Raw genomic sequence first — 26,206 nt, 5'->3', positions numbered from 1 at the left:
GCACGCGCCGCCGGCGGGCCGGGACGGGCGCGGGAGCGACCGGTGTGCCGAGCGCATCCGGCGAGAGCGTCGTCGACACGGGGGCCTCTCGGGAGGGGAGACGAACCGAGCCAGGGTATCCGCCGCTCCCGGCCGCCCGACCTGCGGCGGACCCCGCCGGGGCCCTCCGGTGGCCGTCGTCACCGCCGCGCCGTCCCGGCGGTCACCGGGCGTGTGCGCCACGGACCTCCGTGCGACCGGTTCCGCCCGGCAGTGCCCCGCTCACCCCAGCAGCCGGGACACCCCGCCCAGCCGGGCGTCGCCGGCCATGCCGGCCAGCCACGCCGACCAGGCCGGGCGGTCGCGCAGCGCGGCCAGCGCGGCGCGAGCGGCCTCCCGGTCGCCCCGGCGGGAGGCGGCCAGCGCGGCGTAGAGGTCCCGGGCGCCCTCCGGGGCGAACAGCGCGAGGGTCTCGTAGTCGCGCTCGTCGTAGGCGCGCTGCAGGGTCCGCAGCACCCGCAGCTGGGCCACCGGGTCCCCGGAGTCGTCGACCCGCAGGTCCACCCGCACGCCGTCGTCCTCCTCGGTGGCCGGCGTCCCGCTGACCACCAGCAGCGCCGCGGACTGCCGGCCGCGGACGTCACCGCCGGCGTCCTGGCCGGCGATCAGGGCGGCCAGCAGCCGGTCGGGCAGCGCGCCGGCCGCGCCGGTGAGCGCCCGCGCCATCGCCGGCAGCACGTCGGCCGAGGCCAGCGTGTTGCCCTGCACGCTCCAGCCCTCGCCGAGCAGGTGGCCGCTGACCGGGAACGAGCCCGGGCCGGTGTCGGCGGCGACCTGCCCCGCGGCGCCGAGGACGGCGAGCTGCCGGTCGGCGTCCTCGGCCGCGTGCGCCGCCCGCCGGACGAGGACCGCCGGGTCGGTGCCCTCGGCGAGCCCGGCGAGCAGCACCTGCCCGAGGCCGCGCGGGCTGCGGGCCTGCACCGCCACCACGCCGACCCCCGGCCGGGCGGCGGGGACCGCCCGGCCGACGGCGAGGACGCAGGAGGACACCGCGATGCCCAGCTCGCCCGTCGCCGCGTCGCGGGCGACGACCGAGAAGGTCACACGGCAGCAGCCGGGAGCGGCATCTCGCGCAGGTCCTCGGCGACCGCCAGCGGGGCGCCGGTCTTCTCCGCCACCTCGTCGGCGGTCACGCCGGGGGCGGTCTCGCGCAGCACGAAGCCCTCCGGGGTGACGTCGACGACGGCCAGGTCGGTGACCACCCGGTCCACGCAGGCCTTGCCGGTCAGCGGCAGCGTGCACTCCTGCACCAGCTTCGGCGACCCGTCGCGGGCGACGTGCTCCATCATGATGATGACCTGGCGGGCGCCGTGGACGAGGTCCATCGCGCCGCCCATGCCGTTGACCATCTTGCCGGGGATCAGCCAGTTGGCGAGGTCCCCGCGCGGGTTGACCTGCATCGCGCCGAGGACGGCGACGTCGAGGTGCGCACCGCGGATCATCCCGAAGCTCAGCGCGGAGTCGAAGAACGACGCGCCGGGCAGCAGCGTGACGGTCTCCTTGCCGGCGTTGATCAGGTCCGGGTCCTCCTCGCCCTCGAACGGGTAGGGGCCCACGCCGAGGATGCCGTTCTCCGAGTGCAGCACCACGTGCACCCCGTCGGGCACGAAGTTCGGCACCAGGGTCGGCATGCCGATGCCCAGGTTCACGTACTGGCCGTCCTGGAGCTCGAGGGCGACGCGGGCGGCGAGCTGGTCGCGGGTCAGGGCCATCTCAGTTGCTCCCCTCGGCGGCGGCCTCGTCGCCGGCGGCCGCCGGCGCGGCGGCGGTGTCGGTGCGGGGCCGGGTGGTCCGGTACTCGATGCCCTTGCCCTCGGTGCCCACGACGACCACGCGGTCGACGAAGACCCCGGGCAGGTGCACGTCCTCCGGCGCGATCTCGCCGGGCTCGACGAGGGTCTCCACCTCGGCGACGGTCACCCGCGCGGCCATGCCCGCCAGCGGGTTGAAGTTGCGCGCCGACTCGCGGAACACCAGGTTGCCGTGCCGGTCGCCGACCGCGGCCCGCACGAGGCCGAAGTCGGCGGTCAGCGCGGTCTCCAGGACGTACTGCCGGCCGCCGAACTCGCGGATCTCCTTGGGGGTGGAGGTCTCCACGACGGTGCCGTCGGCGTCGTAGCGCACCGGGATGCCGCCGTCGGCGACCATCGTGCCCACCCCGGTCGGGGTGTAGAAGGCGGGGATGCCGGTGCCGCCGGCGCGCAGCCGCTCGGCCAGGGTGCCCTGCGGGGTCAGCTCCACCGACAGCTGGCCGGACAGGTACAGCCGGGCCAGCTCCTTGTTGCCGCCGACGAAGGAGCTGATCGTGCGGGTGATCCGGCCGGCGTAGAGCAGCACCCCCAGGGCCTGGTCGTCCACCCCGCAGTTGTTGCTGATCGTCGTCAGCCCGGAGGCGCCCTGCGCCAGCAGCGCGTCGATCAGCTTGATCGGCACGCCGCACAACCCGAACCCGCCGACGGCCAGCACCGCGCCGTCGGGGACGTCGGCCACCGCCTCCGCGGCGCTGCCCACCACCTTGTCCATGCCCAGCCCACCGTCCGTCGAGCGTCCAGGAGTGCTGCCCGCTCCGGCCCCGTGCCGGGTCGGATGCGGGTCGCCCGGCGAGCCTAGTGCCGCCGGAGCAGTCGCAGGTCAGCCGTCCCGGCCGCCGGGCAGGGGGGACGCCGGGTCGGCGGTGCAGGCGTCCAGGTCGGCGTCCCGGGTCACGGCGGGGTCGATCCGGAACACGGCGGCGTCGGCGTTGGCGTGGACCACCTCCAGGCCCGGGACCTCGGTGAGGTCGAAGAAGCCGGGGGCGTAGTCGAAGTACCGGGTGCGCACCCACCGGTCGGGTGCGCCGCGCGCGCCGATCGCCGGGGAGGTGAGCGACACGATGACGTGGGTGACCTCCCACCGCCGCAGCAGGCAGGGCACGGCCGGGTCGGAGGCCAGGTCGTTGAGGTGCTGCATCAGGTAGATGCCGTGGCGGGCCTCGGGCATGCCCAGGGGGTAGGTGTTGACCACCGGGATGCCCTCGTAGACGTAGAGGAACGTCGACCCGTCGTTGGCGTTGTTGAGCACCCGGCCGACGTCGGGCTCCGCGGCGATGGCGGCGAAGGCGGCCCGCTCGTCGGCGCTGATCCGGGTGAACTCCGGGTCGCCGTACCGCTCGGCGATCGCCTCGGTGTTCGTCTCCCGGTAGCCCAGGCCGGCGGTGAGCAGGTGGACTCCCGCGACGGCGGCGGCCACGAGGGCGGGGACGGCGGTCCGCGCACCGGCGCGCGCGTGCTGCTGGTGCCGGGCGGGGGGCCGCGCCGCCGCCCGGTCGGTGACCCGCGTGACGAGCGCGGCGGTGCCCAGGGCCGCCACCGCGGGGGCCAGCACGCCGCTGACGCTCATGATCCGCACCCAGCTGTTGAAGAACAGCGAGCCCAGCTGGGTCAGGCCCGGCAGGTCGTCGTACCCGGAGCCGTAGAGCAGGGCGGCCAGCGCCCAGCCCAGCCAGGCGGCCAGCAGGGGCAGCAGCCGGCGCTGGGTCAGGCAGCCCAGGACGCCGATCCAGAAGACCACCGCGAAGCCCAGCTGCAGGTGCTCGGAGTCCAGGTCGAACCAGCCGCCGTAGAGGAACCCGGCGATGCCCCGCGCGGTCTCGCCCAGCGGGTCGGCCGGCGGCCGCTCGGGGTAGCTGGCGACGGACCCCGCCACGGTCACGCTGGCCAGCGCCCACGGCAGGACCAGCACCGCGGCCAGCAGCCCGGCGCCGGCCAGCGTGCCCACCCGGGCCCGCAGCCACGCCCGGCCCGGGCCGAGCAGCAGCGCGGTCCCCACGACCATCGCCGTGACCAGCGCGGCGATGATCGCGATCGAGGGGTGCAGGGTGAACAGCGCCAGCGCGGCCACCGCGGTCACCACCGCCATCGGCCCGTCCCGCCGGCCGCTGGCCAGCAGGCACACCGCCAGAGCGGGGGTCATCGCCAGGCCGACGGCGAAGGGGAGGATCCCGGCGTCGTGCACCAGCAGCACGTAGGGCCGGTACAGGCCGACGGCCAGCAGCGCGGCCAGCGCGCCGTACACCGGGCGGGCCCCGGCCGGCTCCACCGTGGCCACGGCGGCGGCCAGCGTGAGCGGCCCGGCCACCGCCAGCAGCAGGACGGTCGCGGCGTTGAGCCCGGTGACGGCGTCCCCGGCCACGTCGGCCAGCAGCGCGGCGTAGGTGTGCAGGCCGGCGGGGTAGAAGCGGACGAACTCCCCGGAGGCGTAGTCGACCGGGTTGACGTCGAACGGGGACGCCTCGCCGGTGCGGGCGATGAGCGCGGTCAGCATGGTGTGGGTGACCGTGTCGTGCTCCTGGGGCGGGGTGCCCAGCCCGTTCAGCCCGCGCAGCCATGTCGTGGTCGCCAGCCACACCGCGCCCAGCAGCAGGCCGCCGGCGACCGCGGTGGCGACGGGGGCGCGCCGGACCGCCCCGGCGGCCTGCCGCACCGCGCCGACGACGGCGCCCCCGCGGCCGGCGCGCAGGTCCAGGGCGAGCAGGCCGGCGGCCAGCAGCCCGGTGACGACGGCGGCGGCCGCCGGCAGCCCCAGCGGCGTGGCGGTGGCCAGCAGGGTGGCCAGCTGCAGCAGCCCCAGGGTGGCCACCGGGGCCACGCCCAGCAGCACGCGCGCGGCGCGCACCCGGCAGACCAGCAGCAGCAGGACCCCGGGGACGTAGAGGACCAGCAGGCCGAGGGCCAGGAAGCTGCTCGTCTGGCTCATCGGGCGGCAGCCTCCTCCGCCGGGCCCCTACGGCCGGCCGAGTTCACGGATCTGTGCGACTTCGACACCGAGGGTAGCCGTGACCCGTTCGGTGGCGGCGCGTGCGGCCAGCCGTGCGGGGTCCGCCGAGCGCACCAGCACGACGGAGGCGCCCGCGGCCAGCGGGGCCAGCAGCCAGGCCACCGGGCCGGCCTCCGCGGCGGTGCGCTCACCGACGAGCACCCGGTCACCGGCCGCGACGCCCAGCCGGCCGGCCAGCTCCTGCGCGGCGTCCACCAGCCCGCCGAGGGTCAGCTCCAGCCCGCCCACGAGCAGGCCGGGGGCGGCGGGGTCCGGCCGCTGCCAGGGCACGAAGACGTCGCCCTGCCCCCGGACCTCCACGGCGAAGTCGCGGGCGGCGCCGGTGTAGCCGGTCATGCCCGCCCCGAGCGGGTGCAGCGACAGCCCCAGCAGCGCGGGGAGGTCCTGGTCCTCCAGCGGCGCCAGCCGCTCCCGGTCGGCCAGCACGACGTCGGCGTCGTCCAGCCGGCCGTCGTCCTCGACCGCGGTGTCGAGGACGGCCGCCCCGCAGCTCCACGCGCCCAGGAGCACCGCGGCGGTCTGCCAGTGCACCGGCAGGGCGACGGCGACGGTGCTGCCGGTGGTGACGTCGAACTCCTCCTGCAGCAGGTTGGCCGTCTTGGCCACCCAGTTGGCCAGCGTGGTCCCGGACAGCTCCACCCGGGAGCCGTCGGCGTCGTCGTACTGGGTGAGGCAGGGCGCGGCGGGGCTGCGGCGCAGGACGGCGTCCAGCAGGTCGGCGGGGGTCGCCATCAGTAGATGCAGCCGGTGTCGGCGGCGGTCCGGGCCGCGTCGGTCTCCACCGGCGCGCTCGGCGCCACGGGCGCGAGCGCCTGGCCGACCGCGGTGAAGTCCGACCCGAGCACCAGCTGCACGGTGCCCGGCGTGGCCTCCGTGTCGGCCTCGACCAGCGCGCCGGGGACGGCGGCGGCGAGGGCGGCGGCCAGCCGCTCGTCGCCCACGGCGTGCCGGACGACGGTCTGCCCGTAGTCGGAGGCGTCCGCGTTGCCGGTGCTGCCGACGGCGAACCCGGCCGCCTCGAGGGCGGTGGCCGCCTCCGCGGCGACGCCGGCGACCCCGGACCCGTTCTGGACGTCGACGGTCACCGCCGAGGGGGCCGCCGGCGCGACGGGGGCCGCGGGGCCGGCCGGCGCGGCCGACAGCTCGGCGAAGAAGTCCCGCAGGGTGTCCGCGTCGGCCAGCCGGAGGATGGCGCGGCCCTGCTCGTCGCGGTCGTCGCCGACGACCGGCACGGTCTGGAACTCGATGGCGCCGGCCGTGACCGCCTGCATCTGCTGGGCCAGGTCCAGCAGCACCAGGTCGCGGTCGATGGTCAGCGACTGCGAGGCCGCCTCCACCAGCTGCCGCTGCTTGCCCAGGTCGAGCAGGACCTGCTCGGAGAGGATCTTGCGCAGCACGCCGCCCATGAACACCTGCTGGCGCACGATGCGGTCGAGGTCGCCGCGCGGCAGGCCGTGCCGCTGGCGGACGAAGGCCAGCGCGTCGGCCCCGGAGATGGTCTGTGGGCCGGCGGCGAAGACCGCGCCGGAGAACTCCGAGTCGTCGACGGCCTCGCACAGGTTGACCTCGACCCCGCCGACGACGCTGCTGAGCTCGAAGAAGCCGAGCAGGTCCACCTCGGCGTAGTGGTCGATCTGCAGGCCGGTCAGCCGGCTGAGCGTCTGCACCAGCAGCTGGCCGCCGGCGGCCTGCTTGGCGGCCTCGGACGCGGCGTCGTCGACCTCGCCGTAGCCGTAGGCGTAGGCGGCGTTGAGCTTGTCCATCCCGTAGCCGGGGATCTCGACGTAGGAGTCGCGCGGGAAGGACACGAACGACGCGCGGGACCCGTCGGCCGGGACGTGGACCAGGATCATCGTGTCGGTGTTGATCCCGGAGTCGGCGCCGGCGGTCAGCTCGGCCATCTGCTGGTCGGTCAGCTGCGCGCGGCTGTCGTTGCCCACCAGCAGCAGGTTCATGTCCTGACCGGACCCGGTGTTGCCGTCGGCGGGGATGGCGTCGGTGCGGTTGACGGTGGCGTCGGCCACCTGCCCCAGGTACCAGCCCCAGCCGCTGGCGCCCAGGACGACGACGGCCAGGACGGCCGCCACCGCGCGGGCGGCGGCGGCCACCCGGTGCCCCCTGCCGGCCCCGGGGGGCGCCGCGTCGTACCGGTCGGGTGCGGCGCGGGAGGGCTCGGCGGCCGGGCGTCGCCGCGGCGGGCGCCCGGACCGCGGGTCCAGGCGCGCCGGCAGCGGGCGACCGCCCGGCCGGGGACCCTTGTCAGGCTCGTCGCTCACGGGTTGGTCCTCACTGGCTGCGTCGGGGCCCGGCCGTCGACCGGGCGCGCCGCCGGGGCGCGGGGGCGTCCTGGGCGGACGTGCTCGACGGCGATGCTAGGTCCGCAGCCCGCGGCCGTGGCCGGTCCGACACGGCCGGCCGGTGTGGAACGGACCCGTCCGCCCGTCCCGTGCACCCCCGGCCCACCGGACGCAGCGGTCACACCGGCCACCACGGGTGCGGCGCGGACTGCGCGAGACTGGGCGCAGGAGAGCCGGGGCGTCCCGGCGGGACGAGAGGCTGGGCATGCGCATCTTGGTCACCGGCGGTGCCGGGTTCATCGGCTCGCACTACGTGCGGACCATGCTGACCGGCGGCTACCCCGGCTTCGAGGACGCCGCGGTCACCGTCTTCGACAAGCTGACCTACGCCGGCAACCCGGCCAACCTGGCCCCGGTCGCCGACAGCCCGCGCTACTCCTTCGTGCGGGGTGACATCTGCGACCGGGCCGACCTGGACGCGGCGCTGCCCGGCCACGACGTCGTCGTCAACTTCGCGGCCGAGTCGCACGTCGACCGCTCCATCACCGGTGCGGCCGACTTCGTGCTGACCAACGTGCTCGGCGCGCAGCAGGTCTTCGAGGCCGCGCTGCGGCACGGCGTGCGTCGGGTGGTGCACGTCTCCACCGACGAGGTCTACGGCTCCATCGACGAGGGCTCCTGGACCGAGGACCACCTGCTCGAGCCCAACTCCCCGTACTCCGCGGCCAAGGCCGGCAGCGACCTGATCGCGCGCGCCTACGCCCGGACCTACGGGCTGGACATCTCCGTCACCCGGTGCAGCAACAACTACGGGCCGTACCACTTCCCGGAGAAGGTCATCCCGCTGTTCGTCACCAACCTGCTCGACGGGCACCGGGTGCCGCTGTACGGGGAGGGCGCCAACGTCCGCGACTGGCTGTTCGTCGACGACCACTGCCGCGGCATCCAGCTCGTCGTCGAGCACGGCGCGCCCGGGGAGTACTACAACATCGGCGGCGGCCGGGAGCTGTCCAACAAGGAGCTCACCGAGAAGTTGCTGGAGGCCACCGGCCGCGACTGGTCGTCCGTGGAGAACATCGTCGACCCCCGCGGCGGCGGCCACGACCTGCGCTACTCCGTTGACTACTCCAAGACCGCCGCGCTGGGCTACGCCCCGCGGATGACCTTCGAGGACGGCCTGGCGCTCACCGTGCAGTGGTACCGGGACAACCGGGCCTGGTGGGAACCGCTCAAGGCGGCCGCGGCCACCGCCCGCGCGTGAGCACCTCCTGGCTGGTGACCGGGGCCCGGGGCCAGCTCGGGCACGACCTGCTCGCCGTCCTGGCCGACCGGCCCGGGGACCGGGTGACCGCCGTCGGCCGGGCGGAGGTGGACCTCACCGACGAGGCGGCGGTGCGCGGCTGCGTCCGGGAGTGGCTCCGCGGCGCCGCCGGCCCGGCCGTGCTGGTCAACGCCGCCGCCTACACCGCGGTCGACGACGCGGAGACCGACCGGGACACCGCCGCCCTGGTCAACGCCGCCGCGCCCGGCTGGCTGGCCGAGGAGATGGCCGGCGCCGGCCGGCTGGTGCACGTGTCCACCGACTACGTCTTCGACGGGCAGGCCACCCGGCCCTACCCGGTGGACGCGCCGACCGCGCCGCGCTCGGTGTACGGGCAGACCAAGGCGGCGGGGGAGCGGGCGGTCGCCGCCGCCGGCGGGGACGCCACCACCGTGCGGACGGCGTGGGTGTACGGGCGGCACGGCGGCAACTTCGTGCGCACCATGCTGCGGCTGGAGGCCGAGCGGCCCACCGTCTCGGTGGTCACCGACCAGGTGGGCTCCCCGACGTGGTCGCTGGACCTCGCCCGCGGCCTGGTCGCGCTGGGCGGGCGGGCCGAGCCGGCGCCCCCGGTCCTGCACTGCACGAACACCGGCGCGGTGAGCTGGTGGGAGCTCGCCCGCGCGGTGTTCGCCCTGCGGGGCGCCGACCCCGAGCGCGTGCTGCCCACCACCACCGACGCCTTCCCCCGGCCCGCCCCGCGCCCGGCCTGGTCGGTGCTGGACACCTCGGCGTGGACCGCGGCCGGGCTGCCCGCCCCCCGCGACTGGCACTCGGCGCTGAGCGAGGCCCTGCGCTCCTGGTGAGCCGCCGCCGGCGCGGTGCCCGCGGGTCGGGCGGGGCCGGTGGGACGGGGGAGGCGGGCCGCCGGGCCGTCCGGTCACCCCGGGCGGTGCGCCTGCCGATGGCAATGCGTCCGTGAAGGACACATCACGGTCGGTGAGCGGCGCGCCTCAACCCAAACTCCTCCGGTGCCGATGAAGCTGCTGGGCGGTCCGTGTCAGCCGTGCGGCCGGGCCATCCCTCGCCCATCGGAGGAACCAGCTCGTGCGACGAACACTGACCGCATCGTCGGCCTTCCTCGTCCTCACCGGGACCGTCCTCGTCCTGCCCGTCTCCGCCGCCCCGGCGCCGGAGGCGACACCGGTGGAGCCGTCGATCGAGGCCGTGGACCTCGGGTCGGTGCAGGCGCCGGAGGACGAGGCGGTGGTGACCGCCGACGGTGCGGTCGTCGACGCCGGGCCCGACGCCGAGGTGGCGCCCCCCGCCCCCGGCGGGCCGGCCCCCGAGGCGACGACCGCCGGCGGGGACGAGGTCGCCAGCTCCGGCGAGGAGATCGACGGGGTCCCCGCGCTGACCGTGTCCCGGCCCGACACCGAGGAGTTCTCCGCCGTCGGGGTCACCTGGGCCGAGGACGGGTCGGTGACCGACGTGACCGTCCAGCTGCGGACCCGCGGCCCGCGCGGCGGCTGGGGGGCGTGGACCACCGTCGGGCAGGACGACGTCGAGCAGGACGAGGACGCCCCGACCGACGGCGACGTGCGCGGCGGGACGGCCCCGGTGTGGACCGGCCCCTCCCGCGGCATCGAGGTCGTCGTGCAGGCCGCCGACGGCCGCACGCCGCGCGACGTGCAACTGCAGCTGGTCGACCCCGGGGACAGCCCGGCCGACGCCGCGCCCGGCGCCCCGGAGATCACCGACCAGGCCCACGCGGCGGCGACCATGCCGGCGATCTACTCCCGCGCCCAGTGGGGCGCCGACGAGAGCCTCATGGGCTGGGAGCCGCAGTTCGCACCGACGATCAAGGCGGCGACGATCCACCACACCGCCGACGGCAACACCTACTCCGCCGCCGACGTGCCGGCCATCCTGCGCTCGATGTACGCCTACCACGCGGTCAGCCGCAAGTGGGGCGACATCGGCTACAACGTCATCGTCGACAAGTACGGTCGGGCCTGGGAGGGCCGCTCCGGCGGCCTGGCCAGCGCCGTGGTCGGGGCGCACGCCGGCGGGTTCAACTCCGGCACCTTCGGCGTCTCCATGCTGGGCAACTACGACGTCGTCGCCCCTCCGCAGGTGATGCTGGAGACGGTGGCCGCCGTGGTCGCCTGGAAGCTCTCCCTCTACGGCGTGGACCCCAAGGGCACCACCACGCTGACCTCCAGCGGCGGCGGCACGTCGCGGTACGCCGCCGGCCAGAAGGTGACGCTGCCGACCGTCTTCGGCCACCGTGACGTGGGCGCCACCGCCTGCCCGGGGAGGTACGCCTACGCCCGCATGGGCGACCTGCGCGCCCTCGTCGCCGCCAAGTACGTCGCCGCCGGGGCAGCTCCCTCCGGCCCGCGGACGCTGCTGCGCAACTCCAACACCGGCGGCGCCGCGGAGTGGACCACCCCCCGGGGCGACGCCGGCGACGTCCCGCTGGCCTGCGACTGGGACGGCAGCGGCAACCAGACGATCGGGGTCTTCCGCCGCGGGCGGTTCTTCCTGTTCGACTCCAACAGCGCCACCGCGGCGCCGACCGCGCAGTTCTCCTTCGGCGACGCCGGGGACACCCCGATCTGCGGCGACTGGGACGGCGACGGCAAGGACACCGTCGGCGTCTGGCGCAACGGCTGGTTCCACCTGCGCAACACCAACACGACCGGGATCGCCCACGGCTCGTTCGCCTACGGCAACTGGGACGCCCAGCCGGTCGTCGGCAACTGGGACGGCGACGACTACGACACCGTGGGCGTGTTCCAGGACGCCGCCCTGTTCTGGACCAACAGCAACGTCCGGCCGCGCGCCGACGGCGTGGTGCGCTTCGGCCTGACCACCGACCGGGTGCTGGCCGGCGACTGGAAGGGGACCGGCCGCGACTCCGTCGGCGTCTTCCGCGCCGGCACCTTCCACCTGGCCGCGTCGCTGTCCGCGCCCCGGTCGGTGACCACGATCGCCTTCGGGGACCGCACCGACCGGCCGCTGGTGGCCGACTGGAACGGCGACCGCACGACCACCGTGGGGGTCACCCGTGGCTACTGACCTGCGCGCCCGGCTGCGCCGTTGGGGCGCGGTCGCCGTGGCCGGCCTGGTGCTCGGCGGTGCCGCGGTGGCGGCCGGGCCGGCGACGGCCCCGGCGCGGGCCGCGGTCACCGACGACGTGCGCTTCACCGGGCACGGCTGGGGCCACGGCCGCGGCATGGGGCAGTGGGGCGCCTACGGCTACGCCACCCAGCAGGGCTGGCTGCACCCGCAGATCCTGTCGCACTTCTACGGCGGCACGGTCCAGTCCACCCAGCCGAACACGGTCATCACCGTCAGCCTCACCGGCCAGGACGGCAGGGACCTGCTGGTGACGTCGGGCCGGGACTTCACCGCCGGTGGCGTCCGGGTCTCCGCCGGCTCCGCGGCCCGGCTCACCGCCAACCCGGACGGCTCGTTCACCCTGGCCACCAGCCACGGGTGCGGCAGCCCGGTGGTCTGGACGACGTCGGTGCCGAACGCCCGGGTCACCCCGACGGTCGAGCCCGGCAACGACCTGCAGGCGATGCTCAGCCTGTGCACCGCCGCGGGCACCACCCAGTACCGCGGGGAGCTGTCGGTGCTGTGGGCGGCCAACGCCCAGCGCACCGTGAACACCGTCTGGATGGAGGACTACCTGCGCGGCGTGGTGCCGCGGGAGTCCCCGGCCAGCTGGGGGGACGGCGGCGGCGGCAAGGGCATCGAGGCGCTCAAGGCGCAGGCCGTGGCGGCCCGCTCCTACGCCTACGCGGAGAACCGCTCGGCCCACGCCAAGACCTGCGACACCACGTCCTGCCAGGTGTACATGGGCGCGGGCAAGAACCTCGCCGCGCTGGAGTACCGGCAGACCGACACGGCGATCGCCGCGACCGCCGGCGTGGTGCTGCGCAACGGCGTGGGCGGCATCGTGCGCGCGGAGTTCAGCTCCTCGACCGGCGGCTGGTCGGCCGGCGGCGCCTTCCCCCCGGTCCGCGACGACGGTGACGTCGTGTCCCCGCACCACGACTGGAGCTACGCCGTCCCGGCGACCAAGATCGCCGACGCGTTCGGCGTGGGCACGCTGACCGGCATCCGGGTCACCGCCCGCAACGGCCTGGGCGCCGACGGCGGCCGGGTCACCCAGGTGGAGGTCGCCGGCACGGCCAAGACGGTCACGGCCACCGGCGCGCAGGTGCGCACCCGGCTGGGCCTGAAGTCCGACTGGTTCGTCATCGGCGGGGCCGCCGTCCCGGACGGCGGAGGCGGCGGCGGGACCCCCGGCGGGGGCGTGCCCACCCTGTTCCAGGCCGCCACGAACGCCGCCGGGGCGCCGGTGCAGGCGCTGCCGTTCGGCTCCCCCGGGGACGTGCCGCTCAGCTGCGACTGGGACGGCGACGGCGTCGACACCGCCGGCGTGTTCCGCGGCGGCACCTTCTTCCTGGCCAGCCGGCCGGGGACGGGGCAGGCCGACCGGGTCTTCGGCTTCGGCCAGGCCGGCGACCAGCCGGTGTGCGGCGACTGGGACGGCGACGACCGCGACACCGTGGGCGTCTACCGCGACGGGGTCGTGTACCTGCGCAACAGCACCACCACCGGCGTGGCCGACGGCCGCTACTTCTTCGGCTCCCCGGGCGACACGCTGGTGGCGGGCGACTGGAACGGCGACGGCTTCGACACCGTGGGCGTCTGGCGCTCGGGCGCCTTCTTCCTCACCCAGAGCAACGTCCGGCCGGCCACCGACGTCGTCCTGCCCTACGGCGACCGGGGCGACCTCCCGGCGGTCGGGGACTGGGACGGCAACCGCAGCGACACGGTCGGGGTGTTCCGCGCCGGCCGCTTCCTGCTACGCAACAGCAACACCGCGGGGGCCGCGCAGCTGACCGTCGGCCTCGGCGACCCCGGTGACCGGCCGGTGGTCGGCCGCCGGGCGGCCGCCGGCGGCACGGTCGTGGGGGTGGCGCGGGGCTACTGAGCCCGAGTGGGTGCGGCAGGGCCGGTGACCGTCGGGTCACCGGCCCTGCGCGCGTCCGGGGCCGGTGCTCAGCCGGCCGGCCGGGTGCAGCCCTCGACCGGCGAGTCGGCCGGCGGGCGCAGGTCCACCTCGTAGAGCCGCACGCCGCCCTCGTCGCGGACCAGCCGCAGGGACGGCGACGCGGACAGCTGCCGCAGCCCCGGCGCCCGGTGCGCGGTGGGCCGGACGAACCCCGAGCCGACCAGGACGTACCGGATGCCCAGCTGCGCGACGGCGTCCCGGACGGCGGGGTCGCTGTCCAGGCAGGCGAAGCGGCTCAGCAGCACGCCCTGCACCGGCCCCAGCGCGGCGTTGGAGGGGACGTGGTGGCCGAAGACCGGCCGGACCCCGGTGACCGACAGCAGGTGCGCCGAGCCGTCCATGGGGTCGTTCATCACGAAGTCCCCGGGCGGCACGCGCTCGGCCAGCCAGGCCATGGCCGCGGTCTCGGCCCGGGACAGGTGCCGCTCGGAGGCGTAGGCCGTCGCCGTCCGGTCCCGGTTGGTCTGCCAGTACAGCCCGCCGGTCGCCAGCACCAGCACGCCGAGCACGGCGCCCACCGCCACCGCCCGGGACGCCGGTCGCGACCACACGGCCCCCGGCGCCGGCCGGGCCCGCGCCGCCAGCGCCACCGCGCCCCGGGCCACGGAGCGGACGCCGTGCGCGGCCACCGGGGCCGTACCCAGGGCGGCCAGCGCGGCGAAGCGCCACCGGTCGTTCCACCACGGCCGGGTGACCGCCTCGACCAGCGGGGCGTCGGAGGAGGCGGTGAGGACGAACAGCACCCCGGCGACGGCCGTCGCGGCCACCCACCACCACAGCCACCGCGCCGACCGCAGCGTGCCGAGCCCGACCAGGACGGCCAGGGCCAGCGCGTACTGCGGCGGGCCCGGGGTGGCGTGGTCGAACAGCAGCAGGTCGGTGGTCGCCTCCCACGGCGTGGCGACCGCGCGCCAGCTGGCCACCACCTCCCCGGTCCCGGCCCGCAGCGCGCCCAGGACGGCCGGTGCGGCGAGCACGGCGGTGAGCGCGGCGGCGGCCAGGAGCAGCCCGGCCTCGCGCAGCCGCACCCGGCCGGCGTCCCACCAGCCCTGGCCGACCATCAGCGCGGTGAGCAGCGCGGCGGCCAGGGCGGTGCTCGGTTGCAGCCCGAACAGCGCCGCGGCGCCGAGGGCGGTCAACAGCACGGGGGCGGCCGGGCGCCGTCCCGCCACCCCGCGCACCAACAGCAGGAACGCCGGGAGCAGCGCCACCCCGGTGGCGTAGGGCAGCAGCGGCCCGCGCCACAGCAGGTCGTAGGGGAAGGCGGTGCAGCCGGCCAGCAGCAGCGGGGTGGCGGCCCGGACGCCCAGCGGCGCGCCGAGGTCGCGCAGCAGGACGGCCAGGCCCAGCCCGGCCAGCCCGCCGACCAGCAGCGCCGAGGTGTTCAGCACGGCGAAGACGGAGGCGCCGGTGAGGTCGCGGACGACCGCCCCGAGCGCGGCGTGCGCGTTCGGGTAGAAGAAGGCCTCGGTCTCCCAGTGGTTGACCTCGCGCAGCGCGGAGGCCGCGACCTGCCCGGTGTCGGCGATGAGCCGGGTGGCGTTGGCGTGGAAGGTGAAGTCCCAGTCCTGGTTCGGCCGGGTGACCGACCCCATCCCGGCCAGCAGCACCGCGGCCGAGAGCACCCCACCGGCCAGCACGCCGGCCCCGGTGACCAGGCCCGGCACGCCGGGGCGGCGCAGCACCGGCCGGCGCGGCCGCCACCGTCCCGGCCGCGGGTGGCGCACCAGCCACAGCAGCGCGGCGGGGACGGCGGTGGTCACCAGCAGCGCGCCCGGCCCCCAGTCGACGTCCACGACGGCGGCGGCGGTGGCGGCCGCGGCGGCCAGCCCGTAGGACAGCAGCGGGGCCACCGCCAGCGCCACGGGCGCCCGCAGCCCGGCGGCCGCGGCGACGGCACCGCCGGGCAGGAACAGGACCAGCAGGCTCACCGGCAGGACGACGAGCAGGTCGGAGAGCACGAGAGGGCGGGCCCCGTCGGGGAGTGGGTTCGGGAGACGGAGTGGGTTCGTCCCACCCCGCCTGGCGGCTGGGCACACGGTAGCCGCCGTCCCCGGCGCGCCTGGGCAACCCGGGGCCGGTGCGCCCGGTGGGCCGCCCGAGGGCCCGGTGTGCGGGGGCCGGGGGAGGCGGGACGGGTAGCGTTCCCCCACGTGTCAACCGCGTTGCCCCGGTCGTCGTCCCGCGCGTGGTCCCGGGCCGTCGCGGACCTGCAGGGCGGGTGGGCGCAGCGGCAGCTGTGGGGTCACCTGGGCTGGCAGGACATCAAGCAGCGCTACCGGCGCTCGGTGCTCGGGCCGATCTGGATCACCATCAGCATGGCGGTCACCGCGCTGGCCCTCGGCGTGCTCTACGCCGGGCTGTTCGGCCTCGAGCTGTCGGTGATGCTGCCGCACGTGCTGGTGGGCTTCATCGTCTGGGGCTTCATCAGCGGCTGCATCCTCGAGGGCGCCGACGTGTTCATCGCCAACGAGGGGCTGATCAAGCACCTGCCCTCGCCGCTGAGCGTGCACGTCTACCGGCTGGTGTGGCGCCAGACCCTGCTGTTCGCCCACAACACGATCGTCTACCTGGTCATGCTGCTGGTCTTCCCGCAGCCGCTGCACTGGACGGCGCTGGCGGTGTTCCCCGCCGTGCTGCTGCTCATGGCCAACGGCGCGTGGGTGGCGCTGCTGCTCGGGGTGGTCACCACGCGGTTCCGCGACCTCAACCCGATCACCCAGAGCGTCGTGCAGCTGATGTTCTTCCTGACGCCCATCGTGTGGATCTACGACGAGCTGGTGAACAGCCCCAACCCCGACATCGCCGCCCGCGCGCGGCTGGCGGAGTTCAACCCGTTCCTGCACTTCGTCGAGATCGTCCGGGCGCCGCTGCTGGGCCAGGACCAGCAGCTGCGGCACTGGGTCGTCGTCGGGGTCATCACCGTCCTGGGGTGGGCGCTGACGATGGTCGTCGTCCGCCGGTACCGCTCCCGCGTCTCGTATTGGGTGTGACCGTGTCCGAGACCAACCGCCGGGTGCAGATCGTGACCGAGGACGCCTGCGTCGACTTCCCGATCTTCGACGCCAAGAGCCGGTCGCTGAAGAAGACCGTCATGGGGCTGGTCGGCGGCAACATCGCCAGCACCAGCAAGGTGCCGATCATCGAGGCCCTGCGCGACGTCACCGTGCACCTGGAGCACGGCTCCCGGGTCGCGCTGGTCGGCCACAACGGCGCCGGGAAGACGACGCTGCTGCGGCTGCTGGCCGGCATCTACGAGCCGACCCGCGGCGCCGCGGAGATCTCCGGGCGGGTCGCGCCGGTGTTCGACCTCGGTGTCGGCATGGACCCGGAGATCTCCGGCCTGGACAACATCATGATCCGGGGGCTGTTCCTCGGCATGAGCCGCCGGCAGATGGAGGAGCGGGTCGACGACATCGCCGAGTTCACCGAGCTCGGCGACTTCCTCCGGATGCCGCTGCGCACCTACTCCACCGGCATGCGGGTGCGGCTGGCCCTCGGCGTGGTCACCAGCATCGACCCGGAGATCCTGCTGCTCGACGAGGGCATCGGCGCGGTCGACGCCGCCTTCCTGGAGAAGTCCAAGAAGCGGCTGTCCGACCTGGTCGAGCGCTCCGGCCTGCTGGTGTTCGCCTCGCACTCCGACGAGTTCCTGCGCGAGCTGTGCGACACCGCCATCTGGATGGAGCACGGGCAGGTGAAGCTGCACGGCGAGCTGGAGGAGGTCCTGCGGGCCTACAAGGGGCAGCCGTGAGCGCCCCCACCCCCGACGGCGAGTGCGTCGTCGCCGTCGTCGTCACCCGGCACCGCCGCGCGCAGCTGGCGCAGAGCCTGGCCGCGCTGGCCGCGCAGACCCGCCCGGTCGACGCCGTCGTCGTCGTGGACAACGGCCCCGACCAGCCCGCCGAGGACGTCGTCCGGGCCAGCGGCCTGCCGGCGACCTACCTGGTCAGCCGGCGCAACCTGGGCGGGGCCGGCGGCTTCGCCCTGGGCATGCTGAGCGCGCTGGCCGCCGGGGCGGACTGGGTCTGGTGCGCCGACGACGACGGCCGCCCGGCCGACGACCGCGTGCTGCAGACCCTGCTGGACAGCGCCCGCCGGCACGGCCTGGCCGAGGTGTCCCCGCTGGTCACCGACTTGGCCGACCCCGAGCGGCTGGCCTTCCCGCTGCGCCGCGGGCTGCGCTGGCGGCGGCGGCGCAGCGACTTCGCCGGGCTGGACCTGCTGCCGAACTACGCGTCGCTGTTCAACGGGGCGCTGTTCCGCGCCGAGGCGCTCGACGTGGTCGGGGTGCCGGACTACCGGCTGTTCTTCCGCGGCGACGAGACCGAGGTGCACCGCCGGCTGCTGCGCGCCGGCCTGCCGTTCGGCACCTGCCCGCAGGCGGCCTACCTGCACCCGGAGGGGACGACGGAGTTCGAGCCGATCCTGGGCGGGCGGCTGTCCGCGCAGTACCCGGCCGACGAGGTGAAGCGGTACTACACCTACCGCAACCGCGGCTACCTGATGGCCCAGCCGGGGATGCGCTGGCTGCGCCCGCTGGAGACGGTGCGCTTCGGCTGGTTCTTCCTCGTCGCCCGCCGCGACCGCTCCGGCTGGCGGGAGTGGCTGCGGCTCACCCGGGCCGGCCGGCAGGAGCGCCTCACCCGCCGCTGAGCCGCGGGGCGCCCTCCCCGACGATCAGCTCAGCTCACGGTCGCGGGTCCTGGCTCACGTCCGGCAGTGAGCCAGGACCCCCGATGACCAGCTCAGCTGATCGTCGGGGGCCCCAGGGAGGCGCGCCGGCTCAGCGGCCGGCGGCGCTCTGCTCGAAGGCGCGGTTCCAGTTCTCCGGCGAGGTCAGCTCGCCGAGGTGCCGGCGGTACTCCTCCCGCAGCCGCGGGAACTCCCGGTACAGCGTCCAGTGCGTGCGCACCGAGTGCGCCAGCATCTGCCGGAAGGTCTGCGGCTCGCGGCGCCGGAAGGTCACCCCCCGGCCGTCGGCGGTGCCCACGGTCGCGCTGTCCAGGCGGGACAGCAGGAACCAGCGGGCGTCCTGGGCGCTGATGTTGAGCTCCGGCCGCTGCGCCGCCTCGGCCTTCGGCGGGCGCAGGTTGTGCGCCAGCGCCGCCAGCAGGGTGCGCCCGATGGTCACCGGCGTCGTCGGCGGCTTCATGAACCGCTCGGCCTTGACCGCGCCCATCGACGGCATCGGCAGCTCCGACGACGACGGGATGACCCGCCCGTCGGGGTAGTCGCCCTGGTGCTCCAGCGCGGTGGGCAGCGCGGTCGGCAGCAGCGGGAACAGCCGCTCGGGGCCGGCCAGGAAGTCGTCGTAGGCGCGGTGGTGCAGCGCCGCGGTGGCGTACTGCAGCATGATCAGGAACTTCAGGTCGAACTTGAAGGTGTCCCGCAGCAGCGACCCGCCGTGCTTGTACTGGGTGTGCAGCGCCGCGGCGACCAGCCGGTTGCGGGTGTGGAAGTAGGCCTGCCAGCCGGCGGTGTCGTCCTTGTCGCTCCAGGACAGGTGCCACACCGCGGCGCCGGGCAGCGTGGCCACCGGGTAGCCGTTCTCCCGGGCGCGGATGCCGTACTCGGCGTCGTCCCACTTGATGAACACCGGGAGCGCGAAGCCCTGCTTCTCCATGGTCTCGCGGGGCACCAGGCACATCCACCAGCCGGTGTAGTCCACGTCGATCCGCCGGTGCAGGTCCGTGGACTTGCGCAGGCTCTGCTTGGCGAAGTCGTGCGCGTACTCAGTGTTGGGCGCGGCCCGCCAGAAGAACTTGTCCGGGGCGACGACCTCGCCCATGGTGTGCAGCACCGAGCGGTCCTGCAGGGCCAGCATCTGCCCGCCGACCACCATCGGCGTCTTGGTGAACCGGGCGAAGGCGAACAGCCGGGCGATGCTGTCCGGCTCGATCTGCACGTCGTCGTCCAGCAGCAGGTGGTGGGTCGCGTCGGTGTGCGTGAGCGACTCGTACATCGTCCGGGAGAAGCCGCCGCTGCCGCCCAGGTTGCCCTGCTCGACCAGCCGCAGCCGGCCGGCCAGCGCGGCCTCGACCTCGGTGAAGCCGGCCGCGTCCCGCACCTTGCGGCTGCCCTGGTCGGCGACGACGACGGTGCCGATCTGCTCGCGGACGACGTCGTCACCGGCGAGCGCGACGAGTGCGGCCACGCAGTCGTCGGGGCGGTTGAAGGTGCAGATGCCGATGGACAGCCGCGCCTCGCGCGCCGGCTCCTGCGGCGCCGACCAGGCCGCCTGGTGCACGGTGACCGGGGCGTCGTCGGCGGTGACGTCGAACCAGTACCAGCCGCCGTCCTCGAACGGGGTGAGGTCCAGCTCGAACTCCAGCGTGCGGTGCTGGCCCTCGGTGGTGGCGCCGGTGACGTGGATGATGCTGCCGTCGGCCTTGGACCGGTACACGTCCACGCGGCCGGGCCCGGACAGCGTCATCCCGAGGACGACGGTCTGCAGCACCGTCCAGCGGCGCCAGTAGCTGGCCGGGAAGGCGTTGAAGTAGGTGGCGAAGGAGACCTCGGCGCCGGCGGCCACGGTGGCGTCGCGGCGGCTGGTGGACTTGACCCGCCGGGTGCGGTCCTCGTCGACGTAGAGGGAGCGCACCTTCAGGGGGTCGCCGGGCCGGGGCATGATCACCCGCTGCAGCAGCGTCACCGCCTTGTCCGGCGTGAGGTCGGCGGCCGACGGCTCGCTCACGCGCTCCGGGGACACGGTGTTCTGCGTGGTGGTCATCGGTGGGATCAGTCCTCGCGGGTCAGTCGTCGAGGCGGCCGTCGAGCGAGCCGCCCTCGTCGAAGAAGGGCCGGATGCGGTTGTCGAACATGGTGAGTGCCGAGCCGATGGCCATGTGCATGTCCAGGTACTTGTAGGTGCCCAGCCGGCCGCCGAAGAGCACCCGCTTCTCCGCGGCCTCCTTGGCCGCCAGCTCCCGGTAGCGCTCGAGCCGGGCGCGGTCCTCGGGGGTGTTGATCGGGTAGTACGGCTCGTCGCCGGGCTCGGCGAAGCGCGAGTACTCGCGGACGACGACGGTCTTGTCGCTGGGGTAGTCCCGCTCCGGGTGGAAGTGCCGGAACTCGTGGATGCGGGTGTAGGGCACGTCCTCGTCGGCGTAGTTCATGACCGAGGTGCCCTGGAAGTCCGCGACCGGGAGGACCTCGGTCTCGAAGTCCAGCGTGCGCCAGCCCAGCTCGCCGGCCTGGTAGTCGAAGTACTTGTCGATCGGCCCGGTGAACACCGTCGGGACGTCGGCCGGCAGCTCGTCGCGGACGTCGAAGTAGTTGGTCTCCAGCCGCACCTCGATGTTCGGGTGGTCGGCCATCCGGGTCAGCCAGGCGGTGTAGCCGTCCTTGGGCAGGCCCTCGTAGGTGTCGTTGAAGTACCGGTTGTCGAACGTGTAGCGCACCGGGAGGCGGGCGATGACCGCGGCGGGCAGCTCGGTGGGCTCGGTCTGCCACTGCTTCTTGGTGTACCCGCGGATGAACGCCTCGTAGAGGGGACGGCCGATCAGCGAGATCGCCTTCTCCTCGAGGTTGGCGGCCTCGGCGGTGTCGATCTCGCCGGCCTGCTCGGCGACCAGGGCGCGCGCCTCGCCGGGGGAGAAGCTGCGGCCGAAGAACTGGCACAGCGTGGCCAGGTTCATCGGCAGCGAGTACGTCTGCCCCTGGTAGGTCGAGTAGACCTTGTGCTGGTACTTGGTGAACTCGGTGAACTGGTTGACGTACTGCCAGACCCGCTCGTTCGAGGTGTGGAACAGGTGCGCGCCGTAGACGTGCACCTCGATCCCGGTCTCGGGCTCGGGCGCGGAGTAGGCGTTGCCACCGATGTGGTCGCGCCGGTCGAGGACCAGCACCTTCTTGTCCAGCTGGCTCGCCACGCGTTCGGCGACGGTCAGGCCGAAGAAGCCGGAGCCCACGACGACGAGGTCAGGTGCGGCTGAGGTCACGCCTGGCGACGATACCGTCCGGGCGCGCACCGCCTCCGGTCTCCGTGGGGCCCGCGGGGCCGCTGGGGCGCAGAGACCGAGGTCACCCCGGACGTCGGGGTGTGGGCGCGCCGGGTGTGTCGGACCCCTCCCTCACGCGGGGCCCACCCATTCCCGCCCGCCGGGCGCCTGGTGGCGTCCGGGGCCGACGACTCCCCTCCTAGGGTGACCCCGTGCCACCACCCTCCGGGACGACGCCGCTGCGCGTGGTCGCCGTGACCTACTCGCCCGGCGAGGCCCTGGAGGGCTTCCTCGACTCGCTGGCACAGGCCACGACCCGGCCGGTGGAGGTCGTGCTGGCCGACAACGGCTCGACCGACGGCGTGCCGGAACGGGCGGCCCGGCGTCCCGGCGTCCGGCTGCTGCGCACCGGCGGCAACGTGGGGTACGGGGCCGCGGTCAACGCCGGGCTGGCCGGCCTGACCGAGGGGTACGCGGTCGTGGCCAACCCCGACGTGCGCTTCGAGCCGGGGGCGGTCGACGAGCTGCTGGCCTCGGCCGCCCGCTGGCCGCGCGCGGCGACCGTCGGGCCGGCGATCCGCACCCCCGACGGCGAGCTCTACCCGTCCGCGCGCGACCTGCCGCGGCTGTCGACCGGCGCGGGGCACGCCCTGCTGGGCTGGGCGTGGCCGGCCAACCCGTGGACGGCGCGCTACCGGCGCGAGCGGGAGGCCCCGCGGGAGCGGCCGGCCGGCTGGCTGTCCGGGTCGTGCCTGCTGGTCGACGTCGCGGCGTTCTGGTCGGTCGGCGGGTTCGACGCGGGCTACTTCATGTACTTCGAGGACGTCGACCTCGCCGAGCGGCTGGGCCGGCGCGGCTGGCTGCACGTGTACGCGCCGTCGGCGGTGGTGGAGCACGAGGGCGGGCACGCCACCCGGCGCGAGCCGAACCGGATGGCCCGGGTGCACCACACCAGCGCGCTGCGCTATCTGTCCGGGCAGTACCCGATGCGGCGGCACGCGCCGCTGCGGCTGGCGTTCCGCGGCGGGCTGGGAGCCCGGATGCTGCTGTCCTACGTCAGCGGCCGGGTGGCCGCCGGTGCCCGCTTCCAACGCACCGCGGACGACGTGGGCGCCGGGGCGCGGCGCTGATGCGGCACGCGGTGGTGATGGCCGGCGGGTCGGGCACCCGGCTGTGGCCGCTGTCGCGGGCGGCGCGGCCCAAGCAGCTGCTCGACGTGGTCGCCGACGAGGGCGGCGGGGCGCACAGCCTGCTCGCGGAGGCCTTCGACCGGCTGCGGGCGGTGCTGCCGGTGGAGCGGATCTGGGTGTGCACCGCGGCGCGCTACGGCGAGCAGGTGCGGGCGGCGCTGCCGGAGCTGGCCGCCGACCGGCTGGTGCTGGAGCCCACCGCGCGCGACACCGCCAACGCCGTCGGGCTGGCGGCGGCGCTGGTGGCCGACGTCGACCCCGACGCCGAGCTGGCGGTGGTGAGCGCCGACCACGTCATCCGGCCGGTGGAGCGGTTCGCCGCCGCGCTGCACACCGCCTACGACGTCCTGGCCACCCGGCCGCGCGCCCTGGTGACCCTGGGGATCACCCCGACCGCGCCGGCGACCGGCTTCGGCTACGTGCAGCGGGGTGCGCCGACCGGGGTGCCCGGCGCCTCGGAGGCGGTGTCCTTCCGGGAGAAGCCGGACCGGGCGACCGCGGAGGCCTACCTGGCCTCGGGGGAGTACCTGTGGAACTCCGGCATGTTCGTGTGGCGGGCGCGGACGGTGCTCGACGCCCTCGCCGAGCACCTGCCCGAGTCCGCGGCCGGGCTCGCGCGGGTGGTGGCCGTGCCGGCGGGGCCGGAGCGGGACGCCGTCCTGGCCGAGGTGTTCCCCACCCTGCCGAGGATCAGCGTGGACTACGCCGTCCTGGAGCCGGCCGCGACCGAGCCCGGCCGGGTGCTGGTCGTCGACCTCGACGTCGAGTGGCTGGACGTCGGCTCGTGGCCGGCCCTGGCAGGCACGCTGGACGCCGACGCCGCGGGCAACGCCGTCCGCGGGCTGACCGTGCTGCTCGACAGCGACCGCAACGTCGTGCTCAGCGACGACCCCGGGCACCTGGTGGCCCTCGTGGGGGTGCGGGACAGCGTCGTGGTGCACACCGCGGACGTGACGATGGTCTGCCCCCTGGCCGACGCCGAGCGGGTCAAGCAGCTGCTCGCCGAGGTCGAGCGACGGCACGGCCCCCGGTACGGCTGACCCGGCGGCACCCCGTCCCGGGCGTAGCGCGTTCCCGCGGAAGCGACCCAGGTGGTCGGGGCGCGGGTGGCCCATCAGGCCACGGCCGTCAGTCCCCCGGTGGTCGCGCGGTTCTCGGTGGCGAGGCGGCGTTCGAGGTCGCGGTGGTGCAGCAGGACGCCGACGACGTAGCCGAGGTCCATCCGTTCGCCGTTCACGTGCATCGCTTCGGGCAGGTCCGGTACCCGGTCAGGGAAGAGCAGCCGGGTGATCGAGGCAGCGGACGTCGGGGGAGCGGTGGCTTCCGGTGCCGTGTCCGGGCGGCGTCCTGTCGCGGTGTCGAGCGGGTGGACCCCGACGTACGCGGGGGCGTCCGTCGTGGTGAGGCTGGCCAGCCCGCCGGCGAAGGCGGCGTCGGCGGCCCCCCACACCCGGCGCCCGTCCGGGGTGGTGACGACCAACCGGCCGTCGCGGCGGGTCATGACGAGGTCCAGGTCGTGGGCCTGGCCGTGGTCGACGTCGCAGAGCAGCACCAGGTTGGTCAGGTCGGTGGGCCCGCCGTGCAGCCAGTGCCGCAGGTGGTGGGCGTGCAGCCGCTTGATCCGGCTCTCCGTGCAGCCGGGGCGGGCGCAGCCGCCGTCGCGTCGGTGCAGTGCACGGCGCTGGGCGCGGGTGGCGAACCGGCGAGCGCGGCCGACGGCCAGCGGTTCGCGGCCGCGCTCGAGCATGGTCACCACGGTGGCCTCGCACAGCATCCGGCGGACCTGGGCTGGGTGCAGCGCCGGCCCGCCCTGCAGGTGGGCGCGGCCGGCGGCGGCGTCCTCGGCCAGCACCGCGGCATCGACGTGCACGACCACCTCCCGGCGCGGCGGGTCCCCGGCCCGCCGGTCGGCGTCGGCCGCAGCCGAGGCCAGCCGGGCGACCGCCGCGCAGCGTCGCGCGGTCGAACGGTTCCGCGCGCGGTTCACCTCCTCGTCCTCGTCCTCGCCGGTACCGGTCGCCGGAGCCGTCCCCGAGGCCGCTGCACGCGTGGCCGCGGCACGTTCCCGGCGGGCGTCGCGTTCGGCCAGGGAGTCCACCCCGGCCAGGAAGGCTGCGCCGTGCTCGGCGTCCAGGCACATGCGCACGTGCAGCATCCCGTCCTCGTCCCACCAGGAGTCGAACCGCTCACGGGCGGCCACCGTGGCGGCCGGGTCAGCAGCGTGGGCGGCGTCGACGGCGTCCGAGCGGCGCCACTCCCGCACCACCTGCTCCAGCTGGGCGGCGGTCAGCTCGTGGGCCAGGCCCAGCAGCGTGGCCTCGGTGGCCGGCTCGGCGACCCGGGTCAGCGCGCGCACCTTGGCGTATGACAGCCGCCCGGCGGCGAAGACCGCCGCGGTGGCCGGCAGCACGGTCAGCGCGCGGGCCACCCGCACGTGCTCCCGGGCCGTGCTCGTCGACAGCCCGCACTGCCAGGCCAGCCAGTGCGCGCACGAGCGGACGCCGACTGCACCCCAGCCCTCACGGCGGTCGAACTCCGCGACCAGCGCCAGCCACGCCGCGGTGGCTGCGGCCAGCCGCACCGCCCCACCGGTGATCCGCGCCGCCAGCTCCGCCAGCGACAGCTCCCCGCCCTCGGACTCCTCACCCACGACACCCTCCTCGTCGAACCGTTGTTCGGACGGTAGGCCGAGGGGGTGACAGAACCGCAGGTCACAGGCCCGGTCGCTTCCGCGGAAACGCCTGCGGAGGGGCCCAACAGGCGGAGCTGCACGAGAAGACCGCGACTCCTCCCTCACCAGGACGGTGCTGCAGGTCGTCGTCGTGATCGCCGAGCTCGCCGCGGTCAGCTCCTGGGTGGCCGACGCCCGGCTCAGCACGGCGATCAAGCTGCTGCAGTCCCGGGGCCGGCCCTGGAGTTCACCCTGATCGGCAGTAGCCAGGACGTCCGCACGGAGATGCTGACCATGTGCGACCTGTTCACCCACCGGGTGGCGCTGCGCGCGGCCGAAGCCGAGCAGGCCCGCATGCTGCTCTAACAAGGCGCCCGCGGCCGGGGAGCGCGGATCGGCCGCACCAACGCTCGCACCCGCGGGGTCCGCTACGGGCTCGGGCAGCGCACCTCGCGGGCCAAGAACCGGCTCTCGGCGATCGGCGGGCGGGCCCAGACGAGACAGGCGCCGTCGGCGTCGCGGGGGTCGGCGGCCGGTGCGTTCTGGCGGCGGGCGGTGAGCGCGGCGATCAGCCTGCCGCCACTGGGGTGGTGACGAGCGCGAGCTCGGCGAGCGGCCTGGCACCGGTCATCGGTCCCGGGGCGTTCCCGGCGGTGCGGCGTCGGTCGCGGTCCAGGACCACGGTGGCCCTCAGAGCCGGGTCGATGCCCTCCGTGCTTGGCTATGTCCTCGCCGGGCCAGTCCGGCAGCTGCCTGTGGAGGTCAAGCGGCGACACGGCTCCCGGCACGGCTGACCGCCGGCCGTCTCGCTCGGTCGGGGCCTGAGCGTCGACGCCTACTGCTCAACGGCGGCGTCGCCCCGGGCGACGCACCACCGGGACGGGGCACCACCCCA

The 26,206-nt window shown here is 75.3% G+C and carries 20 protein-coding genes; 10 read left to right on the top strand and 10 right to left on the bottom strand.

Annotated features, from left to right (window positions below; translation table 11 throughout):
* Positions 1-261: 261 nt before the first annotated feature.
* The 6 genes from RTG05_RS17640 to RTG05_RS17615 form a co-directional block, all read right to left on the bottom strand.
* On the bottom strand, positions 262-1,083 hold the full coding sequence (locus RTG05_RS17640; RefSeq protein ID WP_166526203.1) for a DUF1028 domain-containing protein: 822 nt from the start codon (positions 1,081-1,083) through the stop codon (positions 262-264).
* Positions 1,080-1,751: a CoA transferase subunit B gene (locus RTG05_RS17635; RefSeq protein WP_166526202.1), complete on the bottom strand. Its 672-nt coding sequence runs from the start codon at positions 1,749-1,751 to the stop codon at positions 1,080-1,082. Before RTG05_RS17635 ends, RTG05_RS17640 begins: the two co-directional genes overlap by 4 nt.
* 1 nt (position 1,752) lies before the next feature.
* Complete coding sequence (locus tag RTG05_RS17630) at positions 1,753-2,562, bottom strand: CoA transferase subunit A (protein WP_166526201.1); 810 nt, start codon at positions 2,560-2,562, stop codon at positions 1,753-1,755.
* Between the two features lie 108 nt (positions 2,563-2,670).
* Entirely contained in the window at positions 2,671-4,773 is a 2,103-nt protein-coding gene (locus RTG05_RS17625; protein ID WP_166526200.1) for a DUF6541 family protein, read from the bottom strand.
* 27 nt (positions 4,774-4,800) lie between these two features.
* Positions 4,801-5,586: a TIGR03089 family protein gene (locus RTG05_RS17620; RefSeq protein WP_166526199.1), complete on the bottom strand. Its 786-nt coding sequence runs from the start codon at positions 5,584-5,586 to the stop codon at positions 4,801-4,803.
* Positions 5,586-7,130, bottom strand: a complete 1,545-nt coding sequence (locus RTG05_RS17615) for an LCP family protein (protein WP_315912009.1) — start codon at positions 7,128-7,130, stop codon at positions 5,586-5,588. The genes RTG05_RS17620 and RTG05_RS17615 overlap by 1 nt, the downstream gene beginning before the upstream one ends.
* Before the next feature lie 286 nt (positions 7,131-7,416).
* Here RTG05_RS17615 and rfbB point away from each other — a divergent pair, with 286 nt between their 5' ends.
* The 4 genes from rfbB (at position 7,417) to RTG05_RS17595 (ending at position 13,426) form a co-directional block, all read left to right on the top strand.
* Positions 7,417-8,412: a dTDP-glucose 4,6-dehydratase gene (gene rfbB, locus RTG05_RS17610; RefSeq protein ID WP_166526197.1), complete on the top strand. Its 996-nt coding sequence runs from the start codon at positions 7,417-7,419 to the stop codon at positions 8,410-8,412.
* Positions 8,409-9,278 carry a dTDP-4-dehydrorhamnose reductase gene (gene rfbD / locus RTG05_RS17605; RefSeq protein WP_166526196.1) on the top strand — a complete coding sequence of 290 codons (870 nt, stop codon included), beginning with the start codon at positions 8,409-8,411 and terminating at the stop codon, positions 9,276-9,278. Before rfbB ends, rfbD begins: the two co-directional genes overlap by 4 nt.
* A 241-nt stretch (positions 9,279-9,519) precedes the next feature.
* On the top strand, positions 9,520-11,496 hold the full coding sequence (locus RTG05_RS17600) for a peptidoglycan recognition protein family protein (RefSeq protein ID WP_315912008.1): 1,977 nt from the start codon (positions 9,520-9,522) through the stop codon (positions 11,494-11,496).
* On the top strand, positions 11,486-13,426 hold the full coding sequence (locus RTG05_RS17595) for a SpoIID/LytB domain-containing protein (RefSeq protein WP_166526194.1): 1,941 nt from the start codon (positions 11,486-11,488) through the stop codon (positions 13,424-13,426). The genes RTG05_RS17600 and RTG05_RS17595 overlap by 11 nt, the downstream gene beginning before the upstream one ends.
* Positions 13,427-13,494: 68 nt before the next feature.
* On the opposite strand, the gene RTG05_RS17590 is transcribed toward RTG05_RS17595, so the two are convergent.
* On the bottom strand, positions 13,495-15,468 hold the full coding sequence (locus RTG05_RS17590) for a DUF6541 family protein (protein WP_315912007.1): 1,974 nt from the start codon (positions 15,466-15,468) through the stop codon (positions 13,495-13,497).
* A gap of 192 nt (positions 15,469-15,660) precedes the next feature.
* Here RTG05_RS17590 and RTG05_RS17585 point away from each other — a divergent pair, with 192 nt between their 5' ends.
* The 3 genes from RTG05_RS17585 to RTG05_RS17575 are packed head-to-tail and all read left to right on the top strand — an operon-like array spanning position 15,661 to position 18,163.
* Positions 15,661-16,500 (top strand): galactan export ABC transporter permease subunit Wzm/RfbD, encoded by an 840-nt coding sequence (locus tag RTG05_RS17585; RefSeq protein WP_166526191.1) that lies wholly within the window; start codon positions 15,661-15,663, stop codon positions 16,498-16,500.
* A 2-nt stretch (positions 16,501-16,502) separates the two neighbouring features.
* Entirely contained in the window at positions 16,503-17,261 is a 759-nt protein-coding gene (locus tag RTG05_RS17580; RefSeq protein ID WP_315912006.1) for a galactan export ABC transporter ATP-binding subunit Wzt/RfbE, read from the top strand.
* Positions 17,258-18,163 (top strand): galactofuranosyltransferase GlfT1, encoded by a 906-nt coding sequence (locus tag RTG05_RS17575; protein WP_166526190.1) that lies wholly within the window; start codon positions 17,258-17,260, stop codon positions 18,161-18,163. Before RTG05_RS17580 ends, RTG05_RS17575 begins: the two co-directional genes overlap by 4 nt.
* Before the next feature lie 130 nt (positions 18,164-18,293).
* On the opposite strand, the gene RTG05_RS17570 is transcribed toward RTG05_RS17575, so the two are convergent.
* Both RTG05_RS17570 and glf read right to left on the bottom strand, forming a co-directional pair.
* Entirely contained in the window at positions 18,294-20,240 is a 1,947-nt protein-coding gene (locus RTG05_RS17570; RefSeq protein ID WP_166526189.1) for a glycosyltransferase, read from the bottom strand.
* A 22-nt stretch (positions 20,241-20,262) separates the two neighbouring features.
* Positions 20,263-21,450: a UDP-galactopyranose mutase gene (glf, locus tag RTG05_RS17565; RefSeq protein ID WP_166526188.1), complete on the bottom strand. Its 1,188-nt coding sequence runs from the start codon at positions 21,448-21,450 to the stop codon at positions 20,263-20,265.
* Between the two features lie 212 nt (positions 21,451-21,662).
* Here glf and RTG05_RS17560 point away from each other — a divergent pair, with 212 nt between their 5' ends.
* Both RTG05_RS17560 and RTG05_RS17555 read left to right on the top strand, forming a co-directional pair.
* On the top strand, positions 21,663-22,580 hold the full coding sequence (locus tag RTG05_RS17560) for a glycosyltransferase family 2 protein (RefSeq protein WP_166526187.1): 918 nt from the start codon (positions 21,663-21,665) through the stop codon (positions 22,578-22,580).
* On the top strand, positions 22,580-23,680 hold the full coding sequence (locus tag RTG05_RS17555; protein ID WP_166526186.1) for a mannose-1-phosphate guanylyltransferase: 1,101 nt from the start codon (positions 22,580-22,582) through the stop codon (positions 23,678-23,680). Before RTG05_RS17560 ends, RTG05_RS17555 begins: the two co-directional genes overlap by 1 nt.
* A gap of 74 nt (positions 23,681-23,754) precedes the next feature.
* Here RTG05_RS17555 and RTG05_RS17550 read toward each other — a convergent pair whose 3' ends face one another.
* Positions 23,755-25,290, bottom strand: coding sequence for an HNH endonuclease signature motif containing protein (locus RTG05_RS17550; protein WP_315912005.1), 1,536 nt, complete (start codon positions 25,288-25,290; stop codon positions 23,755-23,757).
* 154 nt (positions 25,291-25,444) lie between these two features.
* On the opposite strand from RTG05_RS17550, the gene RTG05_RS17545 reads away from it, so the two are divergent.
* Entirely contained in the window at positions 25,445-25,567 is a 123-nt protein-coding gene (locus RTG05_RS17545; RefSeq protein WP_315912004.1) for a hypothetical protein, read from the top strand.
* Positions 25,568-26,206 lie beyond the last annotated feature (639 nt).

It is taken from the genome of Geodermatophilus sp. DSM 44513 (genome assembly GCF_032460525.1).
Classification (GTDB): Bacteria; Actinomycetota; Actinomycetes; order Mycobacteriales; family Geodermatophilaceae; genus Geodermatophilus.
The sequence above is the reverse complement of the archived record's forward strand: the minus strand, read 5'-3'. Positions and strand labels throughout refer to the sequence as shown.

Bases quoted from the DNA above. Each gene is read 5' to 3' on its own strand.
- RTG05_RS17635 (WP_166526202.1), bottom strand. From the start codon at position 1,751: ATGGCCCTGACCCGCGACCAGCTCGCCGCCCGCGTCGCCCTCGAGCTC.
- RTG05_RS17630 (WP_166526201.1), bottom strand. From the start codon at position 2,562: ATGGACAAGGTGGTGGGCAGCGCCGCGGAGGCGGTGGCCGACGTCCCC.
- RTG05_RS17625 (WP_166526200.1), bottom strand. From the start codon at position 4,773: ATGAGCCAGACGAGCAGCTTCCTGGCCCTCGGCCTGCTGGTCCTCTAC.
- RTG05_RS17620 (WP_166526199.1), bottom strand. From the start codon at position 5,586: ATGGCGACCCCCGCCGACCTGCTGGACGCCGTCCTGCGCCGCAGCCCC.
- rfbB (WP_166526197.1), top strand. From the start codon at position 7,417: ATGCGCATCTTGGTCACCGGCGGTGCCGGGTTCATCGGCTCGCACTAC.
- RTG05_RS17570 (WP_166526189.1), bottom strand. From the start codon at position 20,240: ATGACCACCACGCAGAACACCGTGTCCCCGGAGCGCGTGAGCGAGCCG.
- RTG05_RS17555 (WP_166526186.1), top strand. From the start codon at position 22,580: ATGCGGCACGCGGTGGTGATGGCCGGCGGGTCGGGCACCCGGCTGTGG.